This window comes from Saezia sanguinis (assembly GCF_003991585.1).
Classification (GTDB): Bacteria; Pseudomonadota; Gammaproteobacteria; order Burkholderiales; family Burkholderiaceae_C; genus Saezia; species Saezia sanguinis.
The window spans coordinates 520,713-540,664 of sequence record NZ_PQSP01000002.1 but is presented as its reverse complement, the minus strand read 5'-3'; the positions used below and the strand labels follow the sequence as shown (position 1 = coordinate 540,664).

The 19,952-nt window shown below is 52.6% G+C and carries 17 protein-coding genes; 6 read left to right on the top strand and 11 right to left on the bottom strand.

Features of this window, described 5'->3' with window-relative positions:
• Positions 1 to 18 precede the first annotated feature (18 nt).
• Positions 19 to 993 (bottom strand): tyrosine-type recombinase/integrase, encoded by a 975-nt coding sequence (locus CUZ56_RS06445; protein ID WP_126979377.1) that lies wholly within the window; start codon positions 991 to 993, stop codon positions 19 to 21.
• Between the two features lie 452 nt (positions 994 to 1,445).
• Here CUZ56_RS06445 and CUZ56_RS06440 point away from each other — a divergent pair, with 452 nt between their 5' ends.
• From CUZ56_RS06440 to CUZ56_RS06430, 3 genes are all read left to right on the top strand, one after another.
• The gene (locus tag CUZ56_RS06440; RefSeq protein WP_126979375.1) at positions 1,446 to 1,871 is read left to right on the top strand and encodes a MarR family winged helix-turn-helix transcriptional regulator; all 426 of its coding nucleotides are present in this window, start codon (positions 1,446 to 1,448) and stop codon (positions 1,869 to 1,871) included.
• Between the two features lie 127 nt (positions 1,872 to 1,998).
• Complete coding sequence (locus tag CUZ56_RS06435; RefSeq protein ID WP_162615268.1) at positions 1,999 to 3,162, top strand: efflux RND transporter periplasmic adaptor subunit; 1,164 nt, start codon at positions 1,999 to 2,001, stop codon at positions 3,160 to 3,162.
• A gap of 9 nt (positions 3,163 to 3,171) precedes the next feature.
• Positions 3,172 to 6,285, top strand: a complete 3,114-nt coding sequence (locus tag CUZ56_RS06430; RefSeq protein WP_126979373.1) for an efflux RND transporter permease subunit — start codon at positions 3,172 to 3,174, stop codon at positions 6,283 to 6,285.
• A gap of 102 nt (positions 6,286 to 6,387) precedes the next feature.
• On the opposite strand, the gene CUZ56_RS06425 is transcribed toward CUZ56_RS06430, so the two are convergent.
• The gene (locus tag CUZ56_RS06425; protein WP_126979371.1) at positions 6,388 to 7,278 is read right to left on the bottom strand and encodes a LysR family transcriptional regulator; all 891 of its coding nucleotides are present in this window, start codon (positions 7,276 to 7,278) and stop codon (positions 6,388 to 6,390) included.
• 106 nt (positions 7,279 to 7,384) lie between these two features.
• On the opposite strand from CUZ56_RS06425, the gene CUZ56_RS06420 reads away from it, so the two are divergent.
• Positions 7,385 to 8,059 (top strand): alpha/beta hydrolase, encoded by a 675-nt coding sequence (locus CUZ56_RS06420; RefSeq protein ID WP_126979369.1) that lies wholly within the window; start codon positions 7,385 to 7,387, stop codon positions 8,057 to 8,059.
• Between the two features lie 23 nt (positions 8,060 to 8,082).
• On the top strand, positions 8,083 to 9,309 hold the full coding sequence (locus CUZ56_RS06415; RefSeq protein WP_126979367.1) for an MFS transporter: 1,227 nt from the start codon (positions 8,083 to 8,085) through the stop codon (positions 9,307 to 9,309).
• A 31-nt stretch (positions 9,310 to 9,340) separates the two neighbouring features.
• Here the strand turns inward: CUZ56_RS06415 and CUZ56_RS06410 are convergent, their stop codons facing one another.
• The 5 genes from CUZ56_RS06410 to CUZ56_RS06390 all read right to left on the bottom strand — a co-directional run bounded on the left by CUZ56_RS06410 (position 9,341) and on the right by CUZ56_RS06390 (position 14,482).
• On the bottom strand, positions 9,341 to 10,552 hold the full coding sequence (locus tag CUZ56_RS06410) for a YeeE/YedE family protein (protein WP_126979365.1): 1,212 nt from the start codon (positions 10,550 to 10,552) through the stop codon (positions 9,341 to 9,343).
• Positions 10,553 to 10,715: 163 nt separating this feature from the next.
• Complete coding sequence (locus CUZ56_RS06405; RefSeq protein WP_126979363.1) at positions 10,716 to 11,168, bottom strand: nuclear transport factor 2 family protein; 453 nt, start codon at positions 11,166 to 11,168, stop codon at positions 10,716 to 10,718.
• Between the two features lie 185 nt (positions 11,169 to 11,353).
• Positions 11,354 to 11,872 (bottom strand): phosphoribosyltransferase, encoded by a 519-nt coding sequence (locus CUZ56_RS06400; RefSeq protein ID WP_126979361.1) that lies wholly within the window; start codon positions 11,870 to 11,872, stop codon positions 11,354 to 11,356.
• Positions 11,873 to 11,895: 23 nt separating this feature from the next.
• Positions 11,896 to 13,224 carry an adenylosuccinate synthase gene (locus tag CUZ56_RS06395; protein WP_126979359.1) on the bottom strand — a complete coding sequence of 443 codons (1,329 nt, stop codon included), beginning with the start codon at positions 13,222 to 13,224 and terminating at the stop codon, positions 11,896 to 11,898.
• 88 nt (positions 13,225 to 13,312) lie between these two features.
• Positions 13,313 to 14,482, bottom strand: coding sequence for an ATP phosphoribosyltransferase regulatory subunit (locus tag CUZ56_RS06390; protein ID WP_126979357.1), 1,170 nt, complete (start codon positions 14,480 to 14,482; stop codon positions 13,313 to 13,315).
• A gap of 447 nt (positions 14,483 to 14,929) precedes the next feature.
• On the opposite strand from CUZ56_RS06390, the gene CUZ56_RS06385 reads away from it, so the two are divergent.
• Complete coding sequence (locus CUZ56_RS06385; RefSeq protein WP_126979355.1) at positions 14,930 to 16,006, top strand: NAD(P)-dependent alcohol dehydrogenase; 1,077 nt, start codon at positions 14,930 to 14,932, stop codon at positions 16,004 to 16,006.
• A gap of 83 nt (positions 16,007 to 16,089) precedes the next feature.
• Here CUZ56_RS06385 and CUZ56_RS06380 read toward each other — a convergent pair whose 3' ends face one another.
• The 4 genes from CUZ56_RS06380 to hflK all read right to left on the bottom strand — a co-directional run bounded on the left by CUZ56_RS06380 (position 16,090) and on the right by hflK (position 19,918).
• Entirely contained in the window at positions 16,090 to 16,755 is a 666-nt protein-coding gene (locus CUZ56_RS06380) for a hypothetical protein (RefSeq protein ID WP_126979353.1), read from the bottom strand.
• A gap of 37 nt (positions 16,756 to 16,792) precedes the next feature.
• A complete protein-coding gene (locus tag CUZ56_RS06375) occupies positions 16,793 to 17,179 on the bottom strand; it encodes a VOC family protein (RefSeq protein ID WP_126979693.1) in 387 nt (128 codons plus the stop codon).
• Positions 17,180 to 17,264: 85 nt separating this feature from the next.
• A complete protein-coding gene (gene hflC / locus CUZ56_RS06370) occupies positions 17,265 to 18,233 on the bottom strand; it encodes a protease modulator HflC (RefSeq protein WP_126979351.1) in 969 nt (322 codons plus the stop codon).
• A 35-nt stretch (positions 18,234 to 18,268) separates the two neighbouring features.
• Entirely contained in the window at positions 18,269 to 19,918 is a 1,650-nt protein-coding gene (hflK, locus tag CUZ56_RS06365) for a protease modulator HflK (RefSeq protein WP_162615267.1), read from the bottom strand.
• Positions 19,919 to 19,952 lie beyond the last annotated feature (34 nt).

Genomic DNA, 19,952 nt, shown 5'->3' with positions numbered 1-19,952 from the left:
TCAATAGACACTGTGCCCTCAATACAACAATTGTTTTGATAGACAAGCCCAATCTTGCATCATGTGTCGGCAATGTTCAACATATTCTGCATGGTTGTAGATTGCCCTGACTTTATTATCACCGGCATGAGATAACTGTGCCTCTACAAAATCTTTGTCATATCTTTTTTCATTCAGTGCCGTTGAAATAGTTGCTCGCACACCATGAGGGGATAAACGATTTTTAAAGCCCATCCGTTTTAGGGCACCATTCAATGTATTTTCACTGATGGCTTCTCTTGGCAGGCTTCTGTGGGCTAACACATACCGTTGTCCCGGCATCGAATACGAAATCAATTCCTTCACCACGGCAACAGCCTGTCGTGATAGGGGAACAATATAGTCCGGCACATTCTCATCCAATTGATTTTTGACTTTTTGTAATTGTTTAACGTCCTCGGCAGGAATTCGCCATATTTCTTTACCAGGTTCAAGTTCAAATCGCCAAAATTCAGAAAATCTTAATTCTCCTGTCCTGACTCCAGTGAGTAAAAGCAGCCTTAATCCCAGAACAGTCTGGCGTGAGCCCTTGTAATGAGGAATTTTTGCCATCAACTCTGGCATATCCCGCATTTTGATATAAGGATAATGTTTATTGCGCCGGTAAGGTAAGCCAGCAATATCTAAATCAGCGGCAGGATTAGTCTCTAACTCCCCGGTAGCGACTGCATAACGAAAGATTTCATTGAGCCAGGACCTGACTTTTTCTGCGATTGACAGTGCCCCTCGCGCTTCTATTTTTTGTTGAATTGACAATAAATCAGTACGACTGATATTTTTAAGCGGCTTATGCTGTAAAGCGGGAAACAGATCATTGTTAAATGCGCGTCTGATTTGTATCTCCGTTCCTCCCCGACCTTTGTTTTTCTTTTCTTTAGATGGTGGTAAGCATCTGATATTTACATTACATATACTACACATACATATATGCAAATTCAGTCTATCAGCATTCATGCATTTTCCCCTGTATAACCTATAACAGCGATGGTCTAACCAGAATTGGAATATCAAAGCACTTACGAAAAAATAATTCCGCTGATTTGATGATTAAATACAACATCATTTTTATGTAGAAAAAAATGTATAAAACTATGTGACATTATATATATTATTGTTATTTTTCATATAGATACAATACTTTTCCAAGTCCTCTCTTGGGCACCATATACCAAGTAAAAAAGCAGCTCTGAGAGCTGCTTTTTTATTTTTCTTTTCTCCCACACCATTTCTCTAAAGACTACTGGGTTTCCAAACTCAGGAAACCCGTCTGTCTGACACCAGCTTTTTTCTGATACACAAGAAGTTCTCCGGCCATTTTGCTTTTTGCTAAAGCGGACTATTTGAAGACGTTTCCAAACAGTACCCGTAGTTTGCAATATTACGTAATATGCTACATAATATTCAATATGAAAAATGACGTTGGATACCTCATTAAACAGATTGATGAATGCCTTTACAGAAAGGCCAATCAGAACCTGAAGCTCATCGACCTGACTTTATCGCAGGTCAAGGTGCTCATTTTGCTGCGTGAGCGGGAAAAAACAAGGCAACTGACTTCACACAAAGATATTGAGGAAAGCCTGCATGTCTCTCATCCCACCGTATTAGGGCTGCTGCGCCGCCTGGAGGCCAAGGGATTTATCCGGACTGAGACCGGAACTGCCGATCGAAGAATCAGGAATGTGTTCCTGACGCAGCGCGATGCTTCTTTCTGGGACAGTTTGCGGACTAACCAGGTAGCCATGGAGAAGCTCATTTTGGCCAACTTTTCCAAAGAGGAAAAAGATACCCTCCGATTGTTATTAACTAAGCTTTTGCACAACATTCAGTAATTTTTTTCACCATATATGTAGCATGATACATAAATATTCAAGATTTTTTAATTTGATTGTTTTTCCTGTACTGTCGGCCACCAACCATTGGAAACCGCTTCATTCTGGACTCATACAAGGTGCATTTATGATCAAGAAACACTTTCTGATCTGTTTCATAGCAATCCTGGCTCTTGGTGGTTGTGACCAAAAAGAACCGGACAACCTGGCAATGCCTCCGACAGAAGTGGGGGTTGTCACTGTCGTGACACGGAGCGTGACCGTTCAGCAAGAGCTTTCGGGGCGGGTGAAATCCTCTTTGCAGGCCGATGTACGTCCGCAGGTTGACGGTATCATCCAGGCGCGTCTTTTTACCGAAGGCGGATATGTCAAAGAAGGGGAAGTGCTGTATCAGATAAACGCTGACAGCTATCGTGCTGCATTCAATCAGGCCATGGCATCTCTCAAAAATGCCGAAGCCAACATCACAACCACCCGCCTGAAAAGCGAACGCTACACGGAACTGGCAAAACAAGGCGGCATTGCACAGCAGGAAGTGGACGATGCCATGGCGGCTTATCAGCAGGCCCTGACTGTGGTGGAGGAAAAACGGGCGCTCCTGGAAACAGCCCGGATTAATCTTGAGCGAACAGAAATCAAAGCACCTATTTCAGGATTTATCGGTATTTCAAACGTCACAGTGGGCCAGCTTGTCATTACCAACCAGAGCGAACCTCTGGCAACCATTCACAGCCTTGACCGGGTTTATGTAGACATTACCCAGTCTGGCACGCAGAGGCTGCATTTGCAAAGGCTTCTGGAAAGAAACGCACTGCGTAACGGCAATGCCGAGGTACAGCTCAAGTTGGAAGACGGCACCATATATGAAGAAAAAGGCACGCTGCAACTGCAGGAAATCGCTGTAGATGAATCCACGGGCGCAGTCACATTGCGGGCCGCGTTCCCCAATACCCGTCGCATTCTCATGCCAGGCATGTTTGTGCGGGCTATTGTCGCAGAAGCTGTGCATGACAATGCGGTGCTGGTCAAACAACAGGCCGTCACGATGAACGCCAAAGAAGAAGGCACGGTGATGGTACTGACGCCAGACAACGTGGTCGAAGAGCGTTCGGTCGTGACAGGGTCAACCGTCGGCAATGCATGGATTATCTTTGAAGGTCTTCAGGCCGGAGATCGGGTTGTGCTGGAAGGACTGAGCCGGATTAAGCCGGGAGACACTGTCAGGCCGGTAGAGCTCACAACAGAAGTTGATGATTATCCGCAAGACGTCGCAACGATCTTTGGAAAATAAGGAACCAGCATGCCGCGTTTTTTCATCGACCGCCCGATCTTTGCCATTGTCATTGCATTCATCATCATGTTGTTCGGAAGCATCTCTATCATCATGCTTCCCAAGGGCCAGTACCCCGATATTGCACCGCCAACGGTAAGTATTTCTGCAACCTATCCGGGGGCTTCTGCCGAAACCGTGGAAAACACGGTAACCCAGGTCATTGAAAAAGAGCTCACCGGGCTGGATGGCCTGTTGTATTTCTCATCCACCAGCAGCGCTTCCGGCCAAAGCAGCATTACCCTCACTTTTGAGCAGGGCACGGATCCGGATATTGCGCAAGTCCAGGTTCAGAACAAAGTGCAGCAGGTTACCACCCGTCTGCCCGCCATGGTTCAGCAGCAAGGGGTCACGGTGCAGAAGTCGCAGGGCAATATCCTGATGATGGTGGTGCTTTACGATACAAGAGACCGTGACAGCAATTACGATGTGGCTGACTACCTGGTGAGCAATGTGCAGGACCGGCTCGCACGCCTTGACGGGGTTGGCAATATTCAGCTTTTCGGCCAGCAGTACGCCATGCGGATATGGCTTGACCCCATGAAGCTGCGTTCCTACAACCTCATGCCCTCTGACGTGCGAACCGCCATAGAGCAGCAGAACCGGCAGGTCGCCATGGGCAAGCTCGGCGATCAGCCGGCTGCTCCGGGACAGAACCTGACCGCCACGGTCACTGCGGTCTCTATGCTGCAAACGCCGGCACAATTCCGCGACATCATCATTAAATATAAGCCCGATGGTTCCGTTGTCAAGCTCGGTGATGTAGCCAGAATAGAAATGGGCAGCGAAAGCTACAGCACCGTTACCAGCCTGAACCGGCATCCATCTGCCGCCCTTGCCGTGCAACTGACCTCCGGGGCCAATGCCATGGCAACTTCTGCCAATGTCCGTGCGCTCATGGAAGAAGTCAAAGTGAACCTGCCAGAAGGCTATGCCATCGCCTATACCAATGACAATTCCGATTTTGTGAAGCTCTCCATCTGGGAGGTGGTCAAAACCCTGATCGAAGCGGTGGTGCTCATCACCATTGTCATGTACATTTTTCTGGGCAATTGGCGAACCACAATCATTCCCACCCTGACGGTGCCTGTGGTGCTGCTGGGAACCTTCGCCGTCATGTATGCGCTGGGCTTTACCATTAACACCCTGACGCTGTTCGGGATGGTACTGTCCATCGGCTTGCTGATAGATGACACCATTGTCGTGGTCGAGAATGTGGAGCGCCTCATGCGGGAGAAAAATCTTTCCCCGCGCGAGGCCACCATAGAATCCATGCGCGAGATCACCGGCGCGCTTGTGGGCATCACTGCCATCATCATGGTGGTGTTTATTCCGATGATATTTTTCAGCGGTTCAACAGGCATTATCTACCGGCAGTTTTCCGTCACCATCATTGTGTCCATGGGGCTTTCCGTGTTCATGGCCCTGACGTTCACACCCGCCATGTGCGCCCTGCTGCTCAAGGAACAAAAGAAAACCGAAAGCCGGTTTCAGCGTTTCTTTAACCGCTGCCTGGAACATTATGGAAAACAGATCGACAAAACCCTGCGCAGGCCAGTGCGCTGGCTGGTGGCGTACGTAGTGATATCTGGAGGCTGCCTGCTGTTTCTCATGCAGATGCCTACCGGCTTTCTGCCCAATGAGGATCAGGGCATCCTCATCTGCCAATATACCCTGCCGGCAGGCGCAGACATGTCTCGCACCAACGAGGTGGGTAAAGCGATAGAGAACTACTTTCTCGATGAGGAGAAAGACAATGTACAGATCGTTTTCATTACCAATGGTTTTGGCTTCAACTCATCCAATCAGAACTCCGGCATGGCGTTCATCTCGCTAAAAGACTGGTCAGAAAGACCCGGGGCACAAAACAGTGCCGATGGCATTGCCATGCGGGCCATGCAGCGCCTGTCCTCCATATGCGATGCACAAGTCTTTGTACTGAGCCCGCCACCCATCATGGGGCTGGGGCAGACGGATGGCTTTGAACTCTATCTGCAAGCCCTTGCCGGAACAGACAGGGCAGAGCTGGAATCGCTGCAGGATGTTTTCATGGAACACGCCGCGCAGGAAAAGAGCCTTGCAAACGTCCGCTCGGACAATGCTTACCGGGTACCGCAGTTGCACCTTGCATTCAACAATGAGAAAGCACTGTCCTACGGTATTTCCCTTGATGATATGTACGACGCCCTGAATGTTGCGTGGGCCGGCGAATATGTCAACGACTTTATCGACCGCTCCCGCATTAAAAGAGTCTACATGCAATCAAGTGCCGAATTCCGCTCCAGACCCGAAGACCTGAATGCCTGGAGCGTGCGGAACGGCGCGGGTCAAATGGTGCCCTACTCGGAGTTTACGCAAACATCATGGATTCCAACCCAGGAAACGCTGGAGCGCTTTAACGGCGTGTCAGCTTATTACATTCAGGGAGCCGCAGGCCCGGGCATGAGTTCCGGGGATGCGATGCAGGCGGTGGGAAAAATCATGGACGATATTCCCGGAGCCTCTTATGCCTGGAGCGGGCTTTCCTACCAGGAGCAGCAGGCTTCGGGACAGACCATTTTGCTCTACAGCATCTCGATACTGGTTATTTTCCTTTGCCTGGCGGCCCTGTATGAAAGCTGGTCGGTACCGATTGCCGTGCTCCTGATCATCCCGCTGGGCGCGGTGGGAACCGTGCTGGCCGTACATTGGCGTGGGCTTGAAAATAACATCTACTTCCAGGTAGCCATGCTGACCATCATAGGCCTGTCGGCAAGAAATGCCATCATGATGGTGGAGTTTTCAGACCAGGCGCACAAGTCCGGACTCAGCCTCATGGAAGCTGCCCGCCAGGGTGCCATACTGCGCTTCAGGCCTATTCTGATGACCGCACTCACTTTCGCCGCAGGCGTACTGCCATTGGCCATGAGTACCGGCGTGGGGGCAAACAGCCGCATCGCCATCGGCACAGGCACCCTCGGCGGCACGTTGACTGCCACGGTTTTGTCCGTTGTCCTTGTCCCTCTGTTTTTCCTGCTGGTAGGCCGGCTGTTTGCCAAAAAAGAACATCCGGACACGCCTCATGCCCAACAGAATCCGGGATAACGCCTTATCATTTTCAGGAATTGCCTGTATGTGTGTTTGAGCCGTTTTTCAAATGCACATACAGGCAACCATCTCAAAACAGAACAGGTGCCGCACGACCATTCAGTTACCCTGTTGCAGGCGCTGCACAATTTCCAATAGCCTTCGCACGACACCGTTGTTCTGGTCCAGCCAGGCAAATGCCAGTTGTGCAATAGGTGCTGGTGGCACAAAGTCTTTATAACAAACACCTTTGAGCCTGATCTGCGATAAGGAAGCCGGAACAATAGAGATACCCAGCCCCGCTGCAACCAGATTGATCACCGAAGAAATCTGTGGTGCCGGCTGGCTGATGCGCGGGCTGAAGCCCTGGGCATGGCAGAGTTCGAAAACTTCGCTGTACAGCGTGGTGCCCGGCGGGCCGGGAACCAGGATAAAAGATTCATCCATCAAGTCCTTGGCTTTCAGGTATTTTTTCCTGACCAGCACATGGGTGGACGGCAAGGCAATTTTCATCGGCTCATCGGCCAGCCGGTAGAACTGCAGGCCCTCGGGGGCATAAAATGCCGGACGTATGAAAGCCGCATCCAGCCGTTGCTCCACCAGCCCTTGCAGCAACTGGGGCGTATTGGCTTCTTCCATAGTGAGTTCAACAGCAGGGAAGAGTTTTTTAAGCGCGTTGATGGCCGCAGGAACCACCGGATTAAACGGGGCCGATCCTGTAAACCCCAGCCGCAGTTGCCCGATTTCACCCTGCGCGGCACGGCGAGCTGTTTTTTTTGCATGCTCAGCCTGCTCCAGCACATAGGCTGCCTGCACCTCAAACGCCTGCCCTGCCGGGGTTAGCACCACCCCATGCGGGGTACGCTGAAACAGTTTGACGCCCAGCTCATCTTCAAGGCTTTTAATCTGCTGGCTTAACGGTGGCTGTCCGATGTGTAGCTGTTGCGCGGCTCGGGTGATGTTGCCTTCTTTGGCAACCGCCAGAAAATACCTCAGGTGTCTTAACTCCATAATATATTTTAAAAGTATGGGTATCGCTATTTTAATATATTAGACACAATAGCAGGTCAATGTGAAAATATGCAGGTCTTGATTGATGACGGGTTAGCACACAGGTATGGATACGCAGGTTAGAACCACACAGGCCCAACGAAGCCAATTACTTATTGAGGGCCCCGCAGGCCAGATTGAAATCACGATGGATATGCCTGCCGAGCCTGCAGAAATCAAAGGGGTGGCACTGGTCAGCCACCCGCAGCCCCTGCTGGGCGGAACTCCCAGGCACATTGTGCCGCACACTTTGGCTAAAAATCTGTGTGCTGACGGATGGATTGCTGTTCGCCCGGCCTTTCGGGGTGTTGGCCGTTCAGACGGCACATATGCCCAGGGCATCGGGGAAGCCGAAGATACGCTGGCTGTTATAGCCCACATGCGCTCGGTGTTCCCGGACCTGCGGCTGGCGTTGGTCGGTTTTTCATTTGGTGCCTATGTATACGCCAGAGCCGCCTGCGAGCTTGAGCAGACACAACCGGTCGATACCATCGCCCTGATGGGCCTGCCGGTTGGCGACACCGCCGCAGGAAGAGTTTATGAAGCCCTGCCGCTGCCTGCACGCGCCCTGTTGATTCATGGGCAGGAAGATACGGTCACGCCCTTAGCCAACGTGCTGGAATGGGCACGGGCCGAGCACCGCCCGGTAGTTGTTTTTCCGGGAACAGACCACTTTTTCAAAGGCTGTCTGGATGGTGTGACGCGCGTGCTGCTACAGCATCTTGCATTGCAGGCGGTTTGAATGCATCTGTGTATGAGCGCGTCATGATACACCGATTAAAGTCTTTGTTTTCCATCAGCCAGGACGGTGCACAGCCTTCATTGGCTGCTATTTTCTGGATGGGGTTTGCCCAGATTTTTGTCTGGGGCGGTTCGTTTTTTCTGCTGGCTGTGCTGGCGCGCCCCATCATGCAGGAAACAGGCTGGTCGCGCCAATGGATTTATGGCTCGCTTTCGCTGGGTATTTTTATCTCCGGTGTTCTGCTGCCCTACATCGGCAAATACATTGCACGCCAGGGCGGCAGAAACGTGCTGGCACTCAGTGGGGTGGTCACCGCACTCGGGCTGGCAGTCATGGCACTGTCTTCGTCTTTGGTGGTTTTCATTCTGTCATGGTGTATTTTAGGTGTCGCCATGTCCATGGGCCTGTACGATGCGCTGTTTGCCACACTGGGCGATACCTATGGCACTAGTGCCAAAAAAGCCATCACCACCATTACATTGATTTCAGGTTTCTGCACCACACTGGTATGGCCGCTGCTGGCATTGGGAGTAAGCCATCTGGGCTGGCGCCATACCTGTCTGATATGGGCGGTGTTTCTGGCGCTGACTATTTTTCCCATCTACCGGCGCTCCTTACCCCAGGTCGCAAAAAGCCCGCCGCCAAAAGATCAAAAAGAAAAACCGCCAATCACGATTGACCGGACAGTTTATACGCTGATGTCATGCATCTTCATGCTATCCGCCGTGGCCATGACTGTTATAACAGTACAACTGATTGACCTGCTGCAGGAAGACGGGTTTACGCTGTCGGCGGCCATTGCCATCAGCGCACTGATCGGCCCGACGCAGGTGGCAGCACGTGTCGTGGATATCATGGTGCGCATCAGCCATCCGATCTGGTCGCTGCTCATCTCTGTTGTGCTGGTTTTTTTAGGCGTTACCCTGCTGCTGTTTTTACCAGCCTATGCCGCATGGGCCGTGATTGTATACAGCGCCGGCAACGGCCTGCGCTCGATCGTTCGGGGAACGTTGCCGCTGGCCATCCTCAAACCTCAGGAGTTTGCGCTGGTCATGGGAAAAATCGCACGCCCGTCGCTGGTGGCCCAGGCATTGACACCCTTCATTTTTGGTATGTTGTTCGAAATGGCCGGCTCCAAGGGCGTGCTGGCTGTGCTGGCCCTTGTCGCAGGCGTCAGTGTCATACTGACTGCCATACTGGTCAGACAGCTCAGGCAGAAAAACCTGTATGTGAAACAGGTCAGGGCCTAACCCGCCGACCTGCCCCAGTCATGCGCTGTCCTCAGCAAGCACTCAGTGTTTTGGGCTGACGTTCTCCGGGGAAAAACCACGGGCGCAAATAAACTCCCACACTGTTGCCAAAGAATGCCGCCACCAGCCACAGCCAGCCATGCAGGCTGCCCGAGGCAATGCCGCTGAAATAAGCGCCAATGTTGCAACCATAGGCCAGACGTGCGCCATACCCAAGCATCAGCCCGCCAATAATCGCGGCAACCAAAGAGCGACGCGGAATATTCAGGTTAGGTGCAAAACGCCCGGCCAGGCCTGCGGCCAGAAAAGCCCCCAGCATGATACCGATATCCATCATGCTCGTGATATCCTCCCACACCGGCGCAGCCAGCGCCTTGGCATTGGCAGCCGTTTGCCAGAATGCCCAGTCTGAAACCGAGATACCCAGCCCCTGCGCCGCCTTGGCACCCCACAGCGCAAATGCCGAAGTAATACCCCATGGGCGGCCCGCCAGGGCCAGTGTGACAAAATTCAGCAACGCCAGCGCAACGGCACCCCAAACCAAAGGCCAGGGACCTTTCCAGAACCGTGCCACGCCATGCCGTGAGGCTTGCGCCGCCTGCTCCAAAGCACCATGGCGGCGTTTTTCCAGCACCACAGTCAATGTGGCAATGATGGCAAACAGTACCAGACTGATCAGCAGCCCCGGCGCCAGCCCGACATCTTTCACCAGAGAAACCGGAGGCAACGACGGCAGAGCAAACCACCAATCCACATGCTGGGTGGCAATAACCGAACCGATGATGAAAAATAGCAGCGTGACCAGCATGCGCGCGTTACCGCCGCCAACGGTAAACAGCGTTCCGGATGCGCAGCCGCCACCCAGTTGCATACCAATGCCAAAAATGAAAGCACCGACAACCACTGAAACGCTCAAAGGCGAAACAAACCCAGCAACCGGCTGCCCAAACAGGCTGCCGGCCGCAAGTGCCGGGAAAAACAGCAGCACAGCCAGCGCCAACATCACCATCTGAGCCCGCAGCCCAGCACCGCGCCGGTCCCGGATGAACACCCGCCAAGCCGATGTAAAGCCAAAAGCGGCATGGTACAGCGTCAGCCCCAATGCAGCGCCCACCAGAAACAGCAACGCCTGACGCCAGTTGACCAGGTTCAGCAGCAACAGTGCTGTTATTGCCAGCAGCACCACTGCTGCCAGTGCGGCAACGGGTTTTCGCTCAGTTGTCCAAGGAATGGCAATATTCATTGCAGCTCCAGATCATGAAAAATTTCATTCTAGAACTGCTGTTTATGCTAACAAACGATAGAAATATGATAAATAAATTACTTCAGGGCATAAGAGAATAGAGCCCTGTTTCTAAACGCTATTTCTTTGGTCAAGCGCACAGAGACCATGATGCAACCATGGCTCATTGGCGCTGCCCGTCAGGGCCACCGCTGACCGAGACCATCAGCCACTTGCCGGATTGCTGCATGTAAAACTCACTCCAGCGCCCGCAGATCTGGCTGCTGGAACCGCTGGAGCTATCCGGCATTTGCACCTGCGCTTCATAGCAGTAATGCGCCACACCTGCGCAGTCATCGAATACAGCCACACCCACCGGCTGGAGGCAACACCGTATCACACGCGGCGAATCGGGCCCGACTGACAAAACACCGGTTTCATAATTCTGCACGGCAGGATGGCCAATGACCCAGCCACAATAACCGGGATGGATGGCCTGACGGATCAGGCTTGTCTCCTGCTTCATGGCCCATGCCCAGAGCTCAACCACCGCATTCCACAACCCGTGCTGTGCAGCATCCATTTGCCCGATGAGGGAAAAATCCGTTGTCAATCCATCCACCGGTGCTGTTTTCATTGACTCTGTCCCTGATGATGATTTGCTGCTGCCATGTTCGCAACGGCAATTTTGCGCCAGACAGGAAAAGCGCCATGGTTGACAACGCATGACGCCTCATATTCACCAACACACCGGCAGAGCCATTCAGCCCCTTAGCCTTGGCACAGCCTGCCTGCAATTGTTATTTAATGAATAACAGCCGGTTACTTCCACTTACTAAGCAGTTTGGCCGGGCGCATGGTGTCATATATTTCAAATGGCTGGTGAATCCAGAGGCTGGTTGGCAGCGCTTCGGCAAAATAGTCCGGCATGAACTTGGAAATGCCTTTTTGCCAGATGACGGCAGTGCGCAGTTCTTCGATAGACGGCAAAGCACGCAAGCGGTCAACCACTGCGTGCAATGTCACGCCGGAGTCGGCCAGATCATCCACCAGCAACACCTTGCCGCCAAGCTCACCGCGGGGCATGGTGATGTACTTGGCCATATCCAGACGCCCCTGCAGCGTGCCAGCCTCATCACGGTAAGAACTGGTTGCCATAATGGCCAGCGGCTTGTCAAACACACGCGAAAGAATATCTCCCGGACGTGTTCCGCCTCTGGCCAGACACAGAATCTGATCAAACTCCCAGTCTGACTTATAAACCTGAATGGCCAGTTTTTCGATCAGATCATGGTATTCGTCCCAGGATACGTACAGGTGTTTACCGTCTTCAGTCAGCATGGCATCAACTCCCTCAACGATGATTAATGAGCCAGGTATGGATGTCGCAATAAAATCGTCTGCTTACGGTCCGGACCGGTGGAAACAATGTCCACCGGGGCCCCGACCAGATGTTCAATGCGCTGCAGATACAGTCTGGCATTCATCGGCAGCTTGTCGTACTGGGTAATGCCAAACGTGCTTTCCTTCCAGCCTTCCATCGTTTCATACACCGGCTGGCAGCGCTCAATTTCATCGGCCCCCATGGGCAGCATGTCAATGCGTTCACCATCGAGTTCATAACCAACGCACAGCTTGAGTTCATCCAGGCCATCCAGCACATCCAGTTTGGTAATGCACAACCCGGAAATGCCATTGATCTGGCACGAGCGTTTGAGCAGCGCTGCATCAAACCAGCCACAGCGGCGCTCACGCCCGGTGGTCACGCCTTTTTCTGCACCCACCGTGCTTAAATGCCGCCCGACAGAACCTTCTGCATGAATATCAAGCTCAGTCGGGAACGGCCCGCTGCCCACGCGGGTGCAGTACGCCTTGGTGATACCTAGAATATAGTTCAGCAATTGCGGGCCAACACCCGCGCCGGAACAGGCGTTGCCGGCAACGCAGTTGCTGGATGTCACATACGGATACGTGCCGTGGTCCACATCGAGCAATGACCCCTGTGCGCCTTCAAACAGCAGGTTGCCGCCTTCACGCCACAGTTCATTCAGCTCACGCGATACATCAGCCATCATCGGCTTGATCTGCTCGGCCTGTGCCATGGCAGTGTCATACATCGGCTGGAATTCCAGCGGTGTGGCATTCAGGTAGTTTTTCAGTGCAAAATTATGCATGTCCAGCAGTATTTCCAGCTTCTCGGCAAAACGCTTGGGGTGCTTCATATCCTGCACGCGCAATGCACGGCGCGCCACCTTATCTTCATAAGCCGGGCCGATACCCCGCCCTGTGGTACCGATTTTCTGGTTGCCCCCGCGCTCACGCGCTGCTTCACGCGCAATATCCAATGCACTGTGAATCGGTAAAATCAGCGGGCATGCCTCGCTGATACGCAAACGTGAACGGACCTCAATGCCTGCAGCTTCCAGTTGTGCGATTTCCTCCAGCAGCTTTTCGGTAGAAAGCACCACCCCGTTGCCGATAAAGCACGTCACAGACGGATGCATGATACCGCTGGGGATCAGGTGCAGGGCCGTTGTCTTGCCGTTGATCACCAGCGTATGCCCGGCATTATGCCCCCCCTGGAAGCGGACCACCCCTTGCGCCAGCTCTGCCAGCCAGTCCACCAGCTTCCCTTTGCCTTCGTCGCCCCACTGCGTGCCGACGACCACTACATTACGTCCTGTTGGGGTCATTGCATTCTCCGTATTCAGTTGAAAAATCACATCCAAATCATGCAGGCCTGGCCTGCCGCTCAAATTCTCTGGTTATTCATAGACCTGCTCATGCATTGGGCACATAAGGTTTGACAACCCAGTCAGTACCTTGCTGCACCAGTATGCGGTCACATTGAAACTCATCTACGCGCTGCTCATGTCCGGGCAGCATGCACACAACCACTTCGCCCTGCGCCCGCAATTGGGCAATGGCTTTCGTCAGCGCGACATCCACACTCCAGGGCGCCAGTATCGCCGGCATTAACCCGGGGTCATGTGCCAAAGAGGTCAGTAACTTGATATCCAGACTGAAACCCACAGCCGGACGGGTGCGCCCATAAATGGCACCGATTTCGTCATAACGGCCGCCGCGTGCCAGCGCGTCGCTATACCCTTGCGCATAAACCGCAAAACGAGCGCCTGTGTAGTAACCATAACCGCGCAGGTCTGCCAGATCGTAGCTCACACGGGCGCCGTGCTGCTCACTAATATGCTGCCCCAGCCAGCGCAGGTCTGCCAGTGCCTGTGTAATGGCCGTGCGTTGCGGTAAAATCCGCGCGGCTTCGTCCAGTACGGCAGCATCGCCATACAGGTTTAACAATGCCAGCAATGCCTGACGCACCTCTGCCGGAAACGTACGCGTCAATGCCTGCAGCTCACCTGCATCTTTGTTGGCAAGTGCTGCATAAACCTGGTGAAATGTATGCGCATCGACAAACACCCCGCCCAGCAGGCTGCGCACAATGCGGATATCGGCCATGTCCAAGGTCAGATGAGGCACCCCGATACGGGTCAGCGATTCCAGTACCAAAGACTGCGTTTCCAGGTCAGCCTCCAGCCCGGCATGGCCGTATATTTCGGCACCGAACTGTAGCGGTTCACGGGTACTGTGCAAATCGGAAGGCACGGTATGTACAACTGGCCCGCAATAGCATAACCGGACCACGCCCTCACGGTTTAGAAGGTGGGCATCAATCCGTGCCACCTGGGGAGTTGTATCCGCGCGCACGCCCAGCATTCGCCCTGAGAGCTGGTCAACCAGCTTGAATGTTTTCAGATCGAGCGCCTGCCGGTTATCACCTACCAGTGATTCCAGATGCTCCAGCATAGGCGGCATCACCAGCTCGTAGCCGTAACAACGGGCAGCATCCAACAGTTCGCGCCGCAAATCCTCAATACGTCTTGCCTCTGAGGGCAATACATCAGCGATGGACTCTGGCAGTAACCAAGCAGACATTTATCGGTAACAGAGGTTCTTAAAAATTGGATTTTACGCCGTCGTGCAAGATTGCACAGCTTCTTTTTTTATTCTGCTTCAATATAGGCTCCTTTAAACTTGACAATGGTGTCGCATTCGCTCATTAAAAATGAACTCATCAATAAGGAAGCGATTGTTTTGCGCCGCGAAATCTCCATTTTGACCATACTCACAATCATTTCATCGCATCGCGTCTCTGCACCCGATCCAAAACGAAAATAATACCTAACATATTGAAATAACAAGCAATTATGTTTTGCACCGCATGATTGCATGATACTCTCGGAAATGATATACAAACACGGCAATTTGTAATAGGATGTGCGAATCAATTCAAAGTCTTATATAAGACTTTGAATGTAAGCTGTTTCAATAATTCTGGACAGCATTCTTAAAGAGTCTGACTGACGTAAGGAGAAGACAAATATGGCAAAAATGATGAAAGCAGCAGTTTTTGTTGAAAAAAATCGCATTGTATTAGAAGAAAAACCTATTCCTGACGTAGGTCCGCTGGATGCTCTGGTCCGAATCACCACCACCACCATTTGTGGTACAGACGTTCATATCTTAAAAGGAGAATACCCGGTTGCCAAAGGCCTGACCATTGGTCACGAGCCGGTCGGCGTCATTGAAAAGCTGGGGTCCGCAGTGACCGGTTTTAAAGAAGGCCAGCGCGTCATCGCCGGAGCCATCACCCCCAGCATGCACAGCTACGCCTGTATGTGCGGCTGCGCCTCACAGGATGGCCCGGATACCAAAACCGGCTTTAAACTGATGGGCGGCTGGAAGTTCGGTAACACGATTGACGGCTCTCAGGCTGAATACATTCTGGTCAACGATGCGCAAGCCAACCTGGCCCCCATTCCTGATGGCCTGACCGATGAAGAAGTGCTGATGTGTCCTGACATCATGTCCACCGGCTTCTCTGCTGCCGAACGTGCCAATGTGCGTATCGGCGACATGGTTGCCGTATTTGCCACCGGCCCGATCGGCCTGTGTGCTGTGGCAGGTGCCAAGCTGATGGGTGCAACACGCATTTTCGCGGTAGACGCCATTCCTGAACGTCTGGCTGTCGCCAAAAAACTGGGCGCCACAGATACCGTCAACTTCAAAGAATGCAACCCGGTTGAGAAAATCATGGACCTCACCGATGGTCGTGGTGTGGACGTTTCTATTGAAGCGCTGGGCACCCAGGCCACTTTTGAATCATGTCTGCGCGTTCTGCGTCCGGGCGGCAAACTTTCCAGCCTGGGTGTGTACTCGAATGACCTGAAGATCCCGCTGGATGCTTATGGTGCCGGTCTGGGTGATATCGATATCCTCAGCGGCCTGTGCCCTGGCGGTAAAGAACGTATGCGCCGCCTGCTGGCTGTGGTGGCAGCACGCCAGGTTGACCTGCGCCCCTTGGTCACCCACCATTACAAACTGGACGACATTGAGGCCGCATACGACCTGTTTGCCAACCAGCGCGATGGTGTGATGAAGATCGCGGTTAAACCTTAAGCGAAAAATCTACAACTCTGCATTTGTATCTGAAATGCAGGGTTGGATTTGCTCTTACAACAGGCTGCTGCTGCAGCCTGTTTTTATGCCGCTTCAAGATAAGAAAAACGACTTTCGGGGTAAACAAACAATGCCCATGAAAAATGAGACGGGAATACAATGATCCCTTCATGAAGGGCAGAAGGTTGCGGCACTTCCTGCTCAAGCAACGCCAGTATTTCCTGCGCAGAAACATTGCACACCACACGATCTTTTTCAAAAACCAGCAGCAGATTCCCTTGCTGCCCTGAGAGCCACGCCTGCACTTGCGGCATTTCCCAGTGCTCCGACACCAAAGGACGACTGCTGTGACTGTAACGCTGAATCTGTCTGTGAACAGTTGCCCATTCCTGCGCAAAAGCATCAGGTTGCAGCGTTTTGGCATAGTGCAGTTGGGTCTCCAGCTTCAGAACCTCGCTGTGCCGGCGAGGACGCCGCTTATCCAGGCGCAGTTTTTCCAGTTGAAATTCCAAATCATGGATACGCCGGATATTCCAATGCCTCCAGCGCTCATATCCTTGAATACGGTTGTGACATATCTGCTGTTGCAGCGCCTTCCATAACTTGGGTTTGCTTTTGGGTGGAATCGGTATGCGCACGCCCAGGCATTCACAAGGCTGCCCACAACTAAAACAGCGCACATTCCGGTCCATTGCAGGCCGGCGTACAGCCGTTTGGCACGAAAAGCATACCCATTTATATTGCGACATATCCTCCACCCCGGTGAATACAAAGATTTGTCAGAGTTTAAACATAATTCGAAATTTCGATTAAATTCTGGTCAGGGTCACGCAGATATACCGAAACAATCGGCCCCGTTGCACCGGTGCGCTGAACCGGCCCTTCAAGCAGAGCAACACCAGCCGCCGCCAAATGCTGCATGACAACATCCAACGGCTGCCGAGTAATAAAACACAAATCGGCAGAGCCTGGTGTAGGATGGGCCGCTTTGGGCTCAAATTCTTTGCCAGATGCATGCAGATTGATTTTCTGATGACCAAAACTCAGCGCTTTACGCCCAGCACCAAAAGTCACCACCTTCATGCTAAGCGCTTTTTCGTAAAACCGGCACGATGCATCCACATCTTTGACCGTCAGAACCAGATGATCCAGGTGATCAATTTGAAAGCCCATATCGTCCTTATAAACTGAAAGTGCCACGTTGACGTGGCACTTTTAAATCAGAACATCCAACCTTGCTTAAATCAGGTTAGCCAGGTTAACGCCCACCGGTTTGCGACGCGCCCATGAACTTAAAGAATTCACTGTTCGGGTCCAGCACCATCACATCATCTTTACCACGAAAGCTCGCGCGATACGCCTGCAGGCTGCGATAAAAATCAGCAAACTGGGGATCTTTGCCAAACGCATCGGCAAAAGTACGGGTCGCCTGGGCATCCCCCTCACCCATCACATTCTGGGCTTCCTGATAAGCTGTCGCAATTTTTTCCTGATAGGTTCTGTCGGCCTGGGCACGCAGGTTTTCATTTTCTGCATTACCTTCCGCACGCAGCTTTTCCGCCAGACTCTTACGCTCGGTAATCATCTGCTCAAAAATCTTCGGTGCGGTGGATGCGGAATAATCAACCCGGCGCACACGCACATCTTCAATCAGAATGCCCATGTCCTGCGCAATAGGCGCGAGCCCCACCTGCACGGCGCTCATGATCCGCTGGCGGTCACTGTCAAGCACGGCCTGTACGCTGCGGCGGGCAACTTCCTCGTTGAAAATACGCTGTACGTTGGAAACCAGCTTCGCTTCGGCCGTACGCATGTCTGTGCCGTTGTTGGATTCGATGAAGCGCTTGGCATCCACCACACGCCACTTCACAAACCAGTCCACAATCAGCCCCATGTTAGACTCTGACGTCAAAATTTCCACAGGCGTTGCGTTATCCAGCGTCTGAATGCGTTTATCAATATACGCTACAGTCTGGAATGGCGCCGGCAGCTTGAAATGCAGCCCGGGTTTATTGATGAACTCAATCTCTCCATCGCTGCTGCGATCGGCCGAAAGTGATTTGACATCCCACAACGCATTCAGATCCGATGAGACATTAATGATGTAGCGTACCTTACCAAAGGCATACACCACGCCGATCTGACGCTGGTCAACAGTAAAGATCATCGTACTGCCGACAAACAGCAGTACCAGCAAAGTCACGATGATCATGGCAATACGGTTCATTGTTTTATCCTTTTTTGATTGATCTCGCGAATTTATTAATAACGATCCCGACCGAAAGCATCTCTGGAGCGATCACCAAACGCCGCTCCATTGGTAGCGGTATTGTTACTGGAGGCCAGTGGCGAGTCAGAAGAGGATGGCTGCGCCGCTGCCGCTGGTGCTGCGGGAGCTGTTCCACCACTGCCGCTGGCACCTGGCGCCGCATTGCTTTGGTTCAGAATTCTGTCTAACGGCAGATACAGCATGCTGTTATTGCGCGAATCAACAATCACCTTGGTCACGTTGCCAAAAATATCCTGCATGGTTTCCAGATACATCCGGTTACGGGTCACCTCAGGGGCTAAACGGTACTGTTCATAAATCTGCAAAAAGCGCTCCGTGTCACCCTGTGCCTGTGCCGTCACGCGTGCCCGGTAAGCTCCCGCATCTTCCCGCAAACGTGCAACAACCCCCTCTGCCGATGCAACACGCTGGTTGGCATAGGCACGGCCTTCGTTGATGCGGCTTTCTTTTTCGGCTGTTGCACTGCGTGCCTCGTCAAACGCAGGCTTCACTTGCGCCGGTACCTGCACATCCAGAATATTCACGTTATACACTTCAATACCGGCATTGAGCTTATTCAACTGGTTCTGAATGGAGCTCATCATCAGTGCGGCAAGACTTTGCCGCTTGCTCACTCCGGGCGGGGCGCTTTCCTCTAACGCCAGTGTGCTGGTTTGCATACCAAAATCATTCCCAGCAACCACACGTCGCGGATTCATCAGAAAACAGGGATCATCCCAGGCCTCCAGATGCTCACCTGCAAGCGGCAGGCAGCTTTCACGCTTAATCACAATATCCATCGGTGTGCTGCCCACCACTTCGCGCACGGCAGACTCGGCAGCCAGCACCACAGCATCTTCCGTCTGGGCATTCACAAATAAGAACTTGCGGATGTCATTGATACGGTATTGCACCGTGAAGCGAATCTCCAGAATATTCTTATCCTGTGTCAGCATGGCCGCGTTGCCCAGCCCGGTTACGCTATTGATGTTGCTGTTGCCAATATTGATGGAGCGCAATTGTTCGGTGGCTACCGTCTCGCGGCTTTGAATCGGATACGGCAAATGCCACTGCAGACCAGGCCCAACTTCCCGCGTATATTCGCCGAAAGTCAAAATAACGGATTTCTGCCCTTCCTGCACCGTGAAAATACCTGAGGCGAGCCAGCCTGCCACAATCACCAGCAAGATAAAGCCCACGCCTATGCCGGCACCTTTGCCACTGACCTGCATTGGCGGGCGCTGGTTACCTGAAGAACCGCCACCATTACCGCCGCCGCCCCAGCCGCCGTTGTTGCCACTGTTACTGCCACCGTTAGAATCGGAGCCTTTGCCGCCATTGCCCGCGCCGCCAAACCAGCTTCCCAGTTTGCCACTGACATCACGCCAGATTTCATCCAGATCAGGGGGGCCATCGGGTTGCTTGCCCTGCTGTCCAGGTTGATTATCCGACTGCCCTTTACGCCCATCTTGATCATCCTCAGGCTCCCGGTCTCCTTGCGGCGAACCAGACTGATCGCCTTCACGCGAATCATCATTCTGAGGCTTGGTTGGACGCCCCCATTGCGGATCGTTCAGGTTAAACACCGCAAGCAGGCGCTGCCATATGGAGATGGTCTTGGGAGGCGTTGATAAATGGGTCATGCTTGACATACGATAAGATTGTGTCTTTCTTGAT

Coding starts and splice junctions, on each gene's coding strand:
- CUZ56_RS06415 (WP_126979367.1), top strand. CDS start 8,083: ATGATACACCGATTAAAGTCTTTGTTTTCCATCAGCCAGGACGGTGCA.
- CUZ56_RS06385 (WP_126979355.1), top strand. CDS start 14,930: ATGGCAAAAATGATGAAAGCAGCAGTTTTTGTTGAAAAAAATCGCATT.
- CUZ56_RS06390 (WP_126979357.1), bottom strand. CDS start 14,482: ATGTCTGCTTGGTTACTGCCAGAGTCCATCGCTGATGTATTGCCCTCA.
- CUZ56_RS06420 (WP_126979369.1), top strand. CDS start 7,385: ATGGATACGCAGGTTAGAACCACACAGGCCCAACGAAGCCAATTACTT.
- CUZ56_RS06395 (WP_126979359.1), bottom strand. CDS start 13,224: ATGACCCCAACAGGACGTAATGTAGTGGTCGTCGGCACGCAGTGGGGC.
- CUZ56_RS06425 (WP_126979371.1), bottom strand. CDS start 7,278: ATGGAGTTAAGACACCTGAGGTATTTTCTGGCGGTTGCCAAAGAAGGC.
- CUZ56_RS06405 (WP_126979363.1), bottom strand. CDS start 11,168: ATGAAAACAGCACCGGTGGATGGATTGACAACGGATTTTTCCCTCATC.
- CUZ56_RS06375 (WP_126979693.1), bottom strand. CDS start 17,179: ATGGGCTTTCAAATTGATCACCTGGATCATCTGGTTCTGACGGTCAAA.
- CUZ56_RS06400 (WP_126979361.1), bottom strand. CDS start 11,872: ATGCTGACTGAAGACGGTAAACACCTGTACGTATCCTGGGACGAATAC.
- CUZ56_RS06410 (WP_126979365.1), bottom strand. CDS start 10,552: ATGAATATTGCCATTCCTTGGACAACTGAGCGAAAACCCGTTGCCGCA.
- CUZ56_RS06380 (WP_126979353.1), bottom strand. CDS start 16,755: ATGTCGCAATATAAATGGGTATGCTTTTCGTGCCAAACGGCTGTACGC.
- CUZ56_RS06435 (WP_162615268.1), top strand. CDS start 1,999: ATGATCAAGAAACACTTTCTGATCTGTTTCATAGCAATCCTGGCTCTT.
- CUZ56_RS06445 (WP_126979377.1), bottom strand. CDS start 993: ATGAATGCTGATAGACTGAATTTGCATATATGTATGTGTAGTATATGT.
- hflC (WP_126979351.1), bottom strand. CDS start 18,233: ATGAACCGTATTGCCATGATCATCGTGACTTTGCTGGTACTGCTGTTT.
- CUZ56_RS06440 (WP_126979375.1), top strand. CDS start 1,446: ATGAAAAATGACGTTGGATACCTCATTAAACAGATTGATGAATGCCTT.
- CUZ56_RS06430 (WP_126979373.1), top strand. CDS start 3,172: ATGCCGCGTTTTTTCATCGACCGCCCGATCTTTGCCATTGTCATTGCA.
- hflK (WP_162615267.1), bottom strand. CDS start 19,918: ATGACCCATTTATCAACGCCTCCCAAGACCATCTCCATATGGCAGCGC.